General features: G+C 42.2%; 12 protein-coding genes. 8 read left to right on the forward strand and 4 right to left on the reverse strand.

Translation table 11 applies throughout. The annotated features are described in order from the left end of the window. Window positions 1-126: 126 nt before the first annotated feature. From QAI40_RS10080 to QAI40_RS10105, 6 genes are read left to right on the forward strand one after another with little or no spacing between them, the layout of a single operon-like run. Window positions 127-810 (forward strand): cobalamin biosynthesis protein CbiA, encoded by a 684-nt coding sequence (locus tag QAI40_RS10080; RefSeq protein WP_299981121.1) that lies wholly within the window; start codon window positions 127-129, stop codon window positions 808-810. 19 nt (window positions 811-829) lie between these two features. Beyond that, window positions 830-1,057, forward strand: a complete 228-nt coding sequence (locus QAI40_RS10085) for a 4Fe-4S dicluster domain-containing protein (RefSeq protein ID WP_299981119.1) — start codon at window positions 830-832, stop codon at window positions 1,055-1,057. Between the two features lie 17 nt (window positions 1,058-1,074). Beyond that, window positions 1,075-2,142, forward strand: a complete 1,068-nt coding sequence (vorB, locus tag QAI40_RS10090) for a 3-methyl-2-oxobutanoate dehydrogenase subunit VorB (RefSeq protein WP_304511615.1) — start codon at window positions 1,075-1,077, stop codon at window positions 2,140-2,142. 25 nt (window positions 2,143-2,167) lie between these two features. Beyond that, window positions 2,168-2,905 carry a thiamine pyrophosphate-dependent enzyme gene (locus QAI40_RS10095; protein WP_299981116.1) on the forward strand — a complete coding sequence of 246 codons (738 nt, stop codon included), beginning with the start codon at window positions 2,168-2,170 and terminating at the stop codon, window positions 2,903-2,905. A gap of 24 nt (window positions 2,906-2,929) precedes the next feature. Beyond that, on the forward strand, window positions 2,930-3,469 hold the full coding sequence (locus tag QAI40_RS10100) for a 2-oxoacid:acceptor oxidoreductase family protein (RefSeq protein WP_299981114.1): 540 nt from the start codon (window positions 2,930-2,932) through the stop codon (window positions 3,467-3,469). A gap of 30 nt (window positions 3,470-3,499) precedes the next feature. Then, the gene (locus QAI40_RS10105) at window positions 3,500-3,988 is read left to right on the forward strand and encodes an amino acid-binding protein (protein ID WP_299981112.1); all 489 of its coding nucleotides are present in this window, start codon (window positions 3,500-3,502) and stop codon (window positions 3,986-3,988) included. 106 nt (window positions 3,989-4,094) lie between these two features. On the opposite strand, the gene QAI40_RS10110 is transcribed toward QAI40_RS10105, so the two are convergent. The 3 genes from QAI40_RS10110 to QAI40_RS10120 are packed head-to-tail and all read right to left on the reverse strand — an operon-like array spanning window position 4,095 to window position 6,899. Continuing rightward, window positions 4,095-5,249, reverse strand: coding sequence for an acyl-CoA dehydrogenase family protein (locus tag QAI40_RS10110; protein ID WP_299981110.1), 1,155 nt, complete (start codon window positions 5,247-5,249; stop codon window positions 4,095-4,097). A gap of 27 nt (window positions 5,250-5,276) precedes the next feature. After that, the gene (locus QAI40_RS10115; protein WP_299981108.1) at window positions 5,277-5,822 is read right to left on the reverse strand and encodes a helix-turn-helix domain-containing protein; all 546 of its coding nucleotides are present in this window, start codon (window positions 5,820-5,822) and stop codon (window positions 5,277-5,279) included. A 12-nt stretch (window positions 5,823-5,834) separates the two neighbouring features. Continuing rightward, window positions 5,835-6,899, reverse strand: coding sequence for a branched-chain amino acid aminotransferase (locus QAI40_RS10120; protein ID WP_299981106.1), 1,065 nt, complete (start codon window positions 6,897-6,899; stop codon window positions 5,835-5,837). 165 nt (window positions 6,900-7,064) lie between these two features. On the opposite strand from QAI40_RS10120, the gene QAI40_RS10125 reads away from it, so the two are divergent. Both QAI40_RS10125 and QAI40_RS10130 read left to right on the forward strand, forming a co-directional pair. Then, the gene (locus tag QAI40_RS10125) at window positions 7,065-7,613 is read left to right on the forward strand and encodes a hypothetical protein (protein ID WP_299981104.1); all 549 of its coding nucleotides are present in this window, start codon (window positions 7,065-7,067) and stop codon (window positions 7,611-7,613) included. A gap of 179 nt (window positions 7,614-7,792) precedes the next feature. Next, on the forward strand, window positions 7,793-7,981 hold the full coding sequence (locus tag QAI40_RS10130) for a hypothetical protein (protein WP_299981102.1): 189 nt from the start codon (window positions 7,793-7,795) through the stop codon (window positions 7,979-7,981). Here the strand turns inward: QAI40_RS10130 and QAI40_RS10135 are convergent. Further along, window positions 7,972-8,446, reverse strand: a 475-nt coding sequence (locus QAI40_RS10135) for a response regulator (protein WP_304511616.1), incomplete at its 5' end; no start/stop codon positions are given. The genes QAI40_RS10130 and QAI40_RS10135 overlap by 10 nt on opposite strands.

Raw genomic sequence — 8,446 nt, forward strand, 5'->3', positions numbered from 1 at the left:
TGATAAACCTACAAACATTGATCAAAAACTAGAATTTGCAAAAAAATTATTTGCAAAACAGAGGGTTTTCTGGTTTAATTAAGGTTTTGAGTGGTTTATTAAAATTTATCTTTTAGGGAATGTTGTTTGGATATAGATATTAAAGGGATTGTCGTTATTTGCGGGAATTACGGCAGTGGCAAAACTGAAACTGCGGTAAATCTTGCGGCAGCAAGAAAAAAGGACGGCATTGATGTAAAGATTGCTGATCTTGATCTTGTCAATCCCTATTTCAGAACCCGTGAAGCAAGAGTTTATCTTGAAGATATAGGGATTGAGGTTGTCTTGCCGGACAAAAAATACATGCATGCAGATCTTCCCATTCTTACACCGGCCGTTGCCGGAATCATCCAGCAGCCGTCTGAACTGACCATTCTTGATGCCGGTGGAGATGATGCGGGAGTAACGGTGCTTGCCGCACTGGAAGACCACCTGTCCAAAAAAGAGGTCCATATGCTGCAGGTTATAAATCTATTCAGGCCGTTTACCGAAAATGTCCAAGGCTGTATCAAAATAAAAGAGGAGATTGAAAGCTCTTCAAAAATGAAGATAACTGGACTTGTCAGCAATGCCAATCTCATTGACGAGACAATACCTGAACATATTTATAAAGGGTATAATCTTTTAAAAGATATATCTTGCGAAACAGGACTTAAAATTGAGTTTATTACGGCTGTATCACATTTAATACCGCAACTTGAGATGGATCGTTTTACCTGCCCCATATTGGAAATAAACAGGAGACTGAATCCTCCCTGGAAACGGGTTTGAGAACAAAGGAGTATTTTAAATGGCGTATCAACATATTATTGATTCTGAGCGGTGCAAGGGATGCGGGCTTTGTGTCAATTTTTGCCCCAAAAAAGTTCTTGAAATCACAGACAAGGTGAATGCAAAAGGACATTTCCCCGTATATCAGGCCAGACCTGATGATTGCATTCATTGCACCATTTGCTGTATCATGTGTCCTGATGTTGCTATCAGCGTTGTTGAAACCGAAAAAGTGACTACTGATTAACGAATAAAGGATAAAAAATGGCTAAAGTATTAATGAAAGGAAATGAAGCGATTGGTGAGGCCGCGATCAGGGCTGGATGTAAAAATTATTTTGCATACCCCATCACCCCCCAGTCTGAAGTTGCTGAATACCTCGCAAAAAGGATGCCTGAAGTTGACGGCGTATTTTTACAGGGCGAAAGTGAAGTAGCTGTGGGATATATGATTTTTGGAGCATCTGCCTGCGGTGAAAGGGTTATGACAACCTCTTCAAGCCCTGGAGTGAGTTTAATGGGTGAAGCCATCTCGTATATTTCAGCGGCTCAGTGCCCTGCCGTATTTGTCAATATCATGCGAGGCGGCCCGGGGCTCGGCGGTATTCTGCCGTCCCAGGGAGATTATTTTCAGGCCACAAAGGGTGGTGGTCATGGCGATTATCACCTCCTGGTTCTGGCGCCGGACGGTGTTCAGGAAGCCGTTGAAATGACCATGAAAGCCTTTGGCCTGGCAGAAAAATACCGGGGACCGGTGATGATCTTAGGTGACGGATTGATCGGACAGATGATGGAACCTGTGGAGTTTCCGGACGACCTTATGACAGAACCGTCTAATAAAGATGACTGGGCGACCAGCGGTATGGACACAAGAAAAAGTGATAAAAGAAATCTTGTCAGATCTCTTTTCCTTGATCCAAAAGAGCTCAATGATAACAACCTTGCCCTGAAAGCTAAATATGAGCAGATGAAAAAAGAAGAAGTGCTGTATGAAGGATACAATACAGACACGGATTATAAAGTTCTTATTGTCAGTTACGGCACCATGAGCCGGGTATGCAAAACATCCATAGATATGATGAAGCAAGACGGGATTGAAGTCGGACTGTTAAGGCCGAAGTCCCTGTTCCCGTTTCCGGAAGATGCGGTTTTTAAAGCTTCTACCAAAGAAAGCTGCCAATCGGTTATCAGCATTGAAATGAGCATGGGGCAGATGGTCGAGGATGTGGAACGCTGCGTTAAAGGCCAGAGAAAAGTTGATTTCTACGGCGAATGCGGTGGTGATATTCCCACGCCTGAAAAAATTATCGAAATAATTAAAGGACTGCTCTAATCGCTAAATTTAGGAGAAAAATATAATGGGAAAATCATTTTCAACACCAAAAAGCTTGAGTGACAATTATACACATTATTGTCCCGGCTGCACCCATGGCATTGCTCACAGGCTTGTGGCCCAAGCCATTGATGAACTTGGTATCGCCGGAAGAACAGTAGGAATTGCCCCGGTGGGGTGTGCTGTGCTGGCATATAATTATTTTACCTGCGACTTCCAGGAAGCTGCCCATGGGCGTGCACCTGCCATGGCAACCGGGATTAAAAGGGTCAGGCCTGATCTCATCGTTTTTACTTACCAGGGGGACGGCGACCTTGCCAGTATCGGTATGGGTGAAATCATCCATGCGGCCAACAGAGGCGAAAAATTCACCACCATTTTTATTAACAATGCCATATACGGCATGACAGGCGGCCAGATGGCCCCGACCACCATGCCGGGTCAACGTGCCACAACAGCCCCCGCCGGTCGTGATACCGATCAAACCGGGATGCCCATAAGAATGGCAAACCTTTTAAAAGAACTTGTAACCCCGGGTTATATTACCCGACAGGCTTTACTCAATCCCAAACAGATCAATAAAGCAAAAAAAGCTATTAAAAAAGCTTTTGAATACCAGGTCGAAGGAAAATGTTTCAGTTTTGTGGAACTTATCAGTACCTGCCCGACCAACTGGGGCCTGACACCGGTTGATGCATTAAAATGGGCTGAGGACACTCTTCTGCCGTATTATGAACTCGGAGATTACAAGGTACCTGAATAGACATACTAATTTTTGGAGAAACCAATGCAAACAGAAATAAAATTTGCAGGATTTGGCGGCCAGGGAATTTTGCTCAGTGCAAAACTTTTAGCCTATGCAGCAATGAAACAGGGATTTTTCGTCGCCTGGGTACCCTCATACGGACCTGAAATGAGGGGTGGAACCGCTTATTGTACTGTTGTGATCAGTGACAAAAGGATTGGCTCACCCATCATTAAAAATCCGAGTCATCTTGTGGCAATGAACCGTCCCTCCCTGGAAAAATTTGCCAATGATGTAAAACCGGGCGGTGTTATTTTTATCAACAGTTCTCTTATCCCCACCCGGAGTGAAAGAGATGATATTACAGAACTGATTGTTCCGGCAAATGATATTGCCACAAAAGCAGGCAGTATCAGAGCAGCTAATATTGTTGCATTAAGTGCATTTGTTGCAAAAACAAAAATTGTTGATTTGGAACTTTTGAAAAACTGTGTTAAAAATGAATTTGCAGCTAAAGCGAAAATTATTCCGCTGAACATGAAAGCATTTGATGAAGGCGTGAATAGTGCAAATAATAATTAAAGATAACCATACAGACTACAAGGGGGCAGCATGATTAGAATAGAAATATCTCTTTTCCTTAAAAATGTACCTGGTGAACTTGCAAAATTAACTGAACTTTTAGCCGGGACCAACATTAATATTGATGCCATCACCATCCAGGATGCATCTGCCTATGTCCAGAACCTTTTTGAAGCCAGGGGAAAATCTTTAAAAAGATTTGCATCCTCTGCAAGCTACAGTTCCATGAGAAGAGACTCTGCCCAGTTTGCCCTGATCCGGCTCATTGTTGATCAGCCGGAAAAAGCCATAGATCTTTTAAAAGAAAACGATTATTTATTTGATTCAAAGGAAGTCGTTGCCATTGACATTACAAACAAACCCGGTGAATTTACAAAAATTAATAAAAAATTTGGTGAGGAAGGGATTAATATTAATTATGTCTACGGGTCTGTGTCTGATTCAGACGGCAAATGCCTGTTCGTATTCTGTCCTGAGGATGTTGAAACCGCAGCACGCATTTTTAAAGACGGCTATTAGGCCCATAACTTCTTTTAAAACCAAAAAAAGCAGTCATTTTCTCTTTCCCGAAATGACTGCTTTTTTATTTTTTATAGCGCCAAACTTGTTAATAAAAATAATATTATCACAGTTTTCTCTTATCTTTAAGCACCTGATTTGAGATAACGATTCTCTGGATCTCACTGGTTCCTTCATAAATGGTGAACACCCTTGCATCCCGGTAGAACCTTTCAACATCATAATCTTTGGTAAACCCGTATCCGCCATGCATTTGAATGGCTCTTGCCGCAATATCATTCACCATTTCAGATGCAAACAGCTTGGCAATGGAGGCTTCCTTTGTATAGGACTCTCCCCTGTCTTTCATGGATGCCGCCGAAAAAATCAATTGTTTGGCCGCTTCAATCTGGGTGGCCATATCTGCAATCTGGAACCGTATGCCCTGATGCTTTGAAATGGCCACGCCAAATTGTTTTCTTTTTTTTGCGTATTTTACGGCAGCATCAAAGGCCGCCATTGCGACACCGTATGATTGGGCAGCAATGCCGATTCTGCCACTGTCCAGACCTGACATGGCAATTTTAAAGCCATCCCCTTCATTGCCGAGCATATTGGATGCTGAAACCCTACAGTTTTCAAGTATGATATCGGTTGTGTCAGATGCCCTCAACCCCATTTTATCTTCCATATGGCCAACAATTAATCCTGGTGTTCCCTTGGGAATAATAAAACAGCTGATCCCCTTATGCCCTTTACTCTCATCTGTTTTCACAGTTACCAGAACTACTTTTGAATGTTTGCCGGATGTAATGAATCGCTTGGTTCCATTCAGAATATAATGGTCGCCATCCCTGACAGCCGTTGTCTGCTGGCTGACCGGATCAGATCCGGCATCAGGCTCTGTCAGGCCGAATGCACCAATTATTTCACCGGAAGCCAAGGGAATCAGAAATTCTTGTTTTTGCTCCTCTGTCCCAAATTTATAAAGACTTTCACACACAATTGAATTTTGAACCGACATGACAACTGATGTTGACGCACATGAGTAGGCAATCTCCGATAATGCCAACACATAGGAAATCGTATCAGCAGACTCACCCCCATATTCTTCAGGGATCATCATCCCCATTAATCCGAGTTCACCCATCTGCCGAAAATTTCCAGCGGGAAATTCCTTTGTTTTATCTCTTTCTGATGCGGTTGCTGCGATGACTTTCCGGGAAAATTCCCTGACCATATTCTGAATCATCAACTGTTCATCGGTAAGCTTGAATAACATGATTGACTCCTTTATTTCCCTGAAACGCTATGGTGCATACACCACAACAATAAGTTCTGCATCTGTTTTACCGGTATTTCGCAAGTCATGTTTAACGCCGGAATTAAAATGGAGTGAATCCCCTTTTTTCAATTTATTGACATGATCACCGACCTGGACTTCCACCTTCCCTTTAAGAACATAAACAAACTCCTCTCCTTCGTGCTGAAACCCCACACCGCCATGGCTTTTTTCGGCTTCAACCACGATCCTGAAGGCTTTAAGATGTTTGTTTTCAGCAGTGGGGGTCAATGGAGTGTAGGCATAGTTATCCGTCCGCCTGGTATATGCCTTGGATCTTTCTTCAATGGCGTCATCCTGCTCTTTCAGCAAAAAACTTGAATCAATATGAAGAGTTCTTGAAATTTGCAAAAGCGTTCCAACCGATGGTCTTTGATCACCTGACTCAATTTTCTTAATAAAATCTTTTGACAATCCTGTTTCATTGGCCATTGTGTCCAGACTAATTTTTTTATCCAGCCTGACCCGCCTTATCCTCTTGCCAATGGGTATAATTCCTTTCTTTTTAGCCATTTTATCTCCAAATTAATCGATTATTTCAATCCAGTTTTCTTTATCTTCGGTTTTTCCGTATTGTATGTCGGTTAATGCATTATAAAACTTCATTGCTGTTTCACCGGGAGTCCCGTCACCTATGGAAATAACCTTATCCCCATATCTTATTTCACCGACAGGAGAAATAACCGCAGCGGTTCCAGAGCCGAACACCTCTTTGAGCTTTCCATCTTCATGGGCCTTAAACACTTCGTCAATACTGATTTTTCTTTCAGATATGTTCATCCCCCATTTTTTTGCAAGGCTGATGACTGAATACCGTGTGATCCCGGGCAGGATAGTTCCGGTAAGGTTGGGGGTCACTAATTCATCATCCATGAGAAAGAAAATATTCATGGCACCGACTTCTTCTATATACTTTCTTTCAAGGGCATCAAGCCAGAGCACCTGGGCATACCCTTCCTTTTTTGCTTTTTCGGATGCAATCAGACTTGCTGCATAGTTACCGGCAGTCTTAAATTCGCCCACACCGCCCCTGGCAGCCCTGACATGATCCTTTGAAACCCAGATTTTCACCGGGTTCAATCCTTCAGCATAGTATGCACCAACAGAAGAAAGAATAATATAAAACTTGTAGGTAAAGGATGCCCGAACGCCTAAGAACGGATCTATTGCAATAATTGTGGGCCTTATGTACAGAGAAGTCCCAATAGTTTCAGGAATCCATTTTTCTTCCAGCCTGATCAATTGTTTCAGGGCATCCATAACAAAATCAATATCAAAGCGCGGGATGCACATTCCTTTTGCAGACCGGTTCATTCTTTCAAAATTATTCCTGGCCCTGAAAAGGCAGATCTTCTTATCCAGTGTTTTATATGCTTTTAAACCCTCAAAAATGGCCTGGCCATAATGAAAAACCATGGCGGCGGGGGAAACCGAAAAATCAGCATAAGGTTCTATTCGTGGGTCATGCCACCCAATATCCTCTGAATAATCCATGACAAACATATGATCCGTAAACACCTGGCCAAAGCCTAGATCAGAATCTTTGGGCCTTGTCCTGTTCGTCTTTGCCTGGGTGACTCTAATTTCCATTACATCCTCCATGGGTTCAATTAAAATTAACCTTGTTTATTTAAACTAAAATAAGCGCTAAATTTTTGCTTTGTCAAGATAATTTCATTCCTTTATCTTGACCGGCTCATTTTTTTTAGGCTACTATATTAAATTATTTATTTGCTTAAGACAAAGGAAAAAATAATGAACATGAAATATCATATCGAAACAGCATGGGAAAATTGCATCAACAACATTGTATCACTGATTATTTTAACGCTTGTGGCCGCTGCTGTCAGCATTGTTTCAATCGGTATCCTGGCGCCTGTCGCATTTGCAGGATATACCCATTCTCTTTTTCAATTATTAAAACACAACCGGGAACCCAAAGCCCAGGATATTTTTTCACAACTCCGGTTATTTCTACCGTTATTCATTTTCGGTCTGGTCGTCTTTATTATCACTGTCATCGGGTTTACCCTGTTTGTTATACCCGGTATTTTGTTCACCATTATTATGGGTTACACATGCCTCTATATGATCCCGATAATGGTGGATAAACAATATGGGCTTTTAGATGCCATTAAAAAAAGTATCTCCATGGTCACAAGCTCTCACCTTTCCGATCATATCATTGTCTTTATTATTTTTGCCGCACTGACGACCATTGGCGGATCATCCTTTGTCGGCTTTTTATTTCTTCAGCCCTTTGCAACATTGTTCCTTTTGTCTGTCTATGAAACTATAAAATAATTCTGCTTTCAGGCAACAATTTATGATCCCCCGGGAGAATCCATGCAACAACGTTCAACAAAAAATTATGAATTTGAGACCGGCATATACCGGCCGCCCAGTGAAGGCGGCAGCGCATCTCTTCTTTTACGGCTGACCCGTAACTGCCCCTGGAACGATTGACGTCCAAAGAGCAATTATTGGAAATTAGACAGACCCTCGAAGCTCTGAATGTAACCTCCAAAGTCTGTTTTGATCATGCCGGAAATTACTGGACTGCGCCAAATGGCAGGCTCCTTTTAAGCCAAAGCTATGAAGGGTATAAATTCCCTGAAAAAAAACAAAATTTGCTGGGGCTGCTTAAAAAAGGCATAGACCATTATTCATAATTTTTTTCCAACACTTCACGTATTTTCCGGGCAAGATCCTTCATCACAATCGGCTTTAATATAAAACCTTTAATGCCCAGAGAGGCCACCTTTTCTTCAGACATGGTTTCGCTGAAGCCAGTGCAAAGCAGTATGGGAATATCAGGACGTATTTTAGCCAGCTCAGCTGCCAGTTTATCTCCGGGCATGTTCGGCATTGCCAGATCAGTAATAACCAGATCAAAGTTATCGGGGTTAGCCCGAAAAGCTTCAAGGGCTTCAAGACTGCTGGTACGTGAAGTAACTTGATACCCCCCCAAACGCTCTAATATCTGTTTCTCCATCGCAATGATTGCATTTTCATCATCCACCAGCAGAATTTGTTCTGTTCCACCCCGGACTGGTTCTTTAGTCTGGATATTCTGTTTTTCAAAAGAACTTTTTTCTATTGGAAAATAGGCTTTAAATTCCGTTCCTTTGCCAGGT

This window comes from Desulfobacula sp. (assembly GCF_030611305.1).
Lineage (GTDB): Bacteria > Desulfobacterota > Desulfobacteria > Desulfobacterales > Desulfobacteraceae > Desulfobacula.

What these genes read in the sequence shown, in the direction of transcription:
- QAI40_RS10115 (WP_299981108.1), bottom strand. Translation starts at nt 5,822, where the DNA reads ATGGCTAAAAAGAAAGGAATTATACCCATTGGCAAGAGGATAAGGCGG.
- QAI40_RS10105 (WP_299981112.1), top strand. Translation starts at nt 3,500, where the DNA reads ATGATTAGAATAGAAATATCTCTTTTCCTTAAAAATGTACCTGGTGAA.
- QAI40_RS10095 (WP_299981116.1), top strand. Translation starts at nt 2,168, where the DNA reads ATGGGAAAATCATTTTCAACACCAAAAAGCTTGAGTGACAATTATACA.
- QAI40_RS10125 (WP_299981104.1), top strand. Translation starts at nt 7,065, where the DNA reads ATGAACATGAAATATCATATCGAAACAGCATGGGAAAATTGCATCAAC.
- QAI40_RS10110 (WP_299981110.1), bottom strand. Translation starts at nt 5,249, where the DNA reads ATGTTATTCAAGCTTACCGATGAACAGTTGATGATTCAGAATATGGTC.
- QAI40_RS10100 (WP_299981114.1), top strand. Translation starts at nt 2,930, where the DNA reads ATGCAAACAGAAATAAAATTTGCAGGATTTGGCGGCCAGGGAATTTTG.
- QAI40_RS10085 (WP_299981119.1), top strand. Translation starts at nt 830, where the DNA reads ATGGCGTATCAACATATTATTGATTCTGAGCGGTGCAAGGGATGCGGG.
- vorB (WP_304511615.1), top strand. Translation starts at nt 1,075, where the DNA reads ATGGCTAAAGTATTAATGAAAGGAAATGAAGCGATTGGTGAGGCCGCG.
- QAI40_RS10120 (WP_299981106.1), bottom strand. Translation starts at nt 6,899, where the DNA reads ATGGAAATTAGAGTCACCCAGGCAAAGACGAACAGGACAAGGCCCAAA.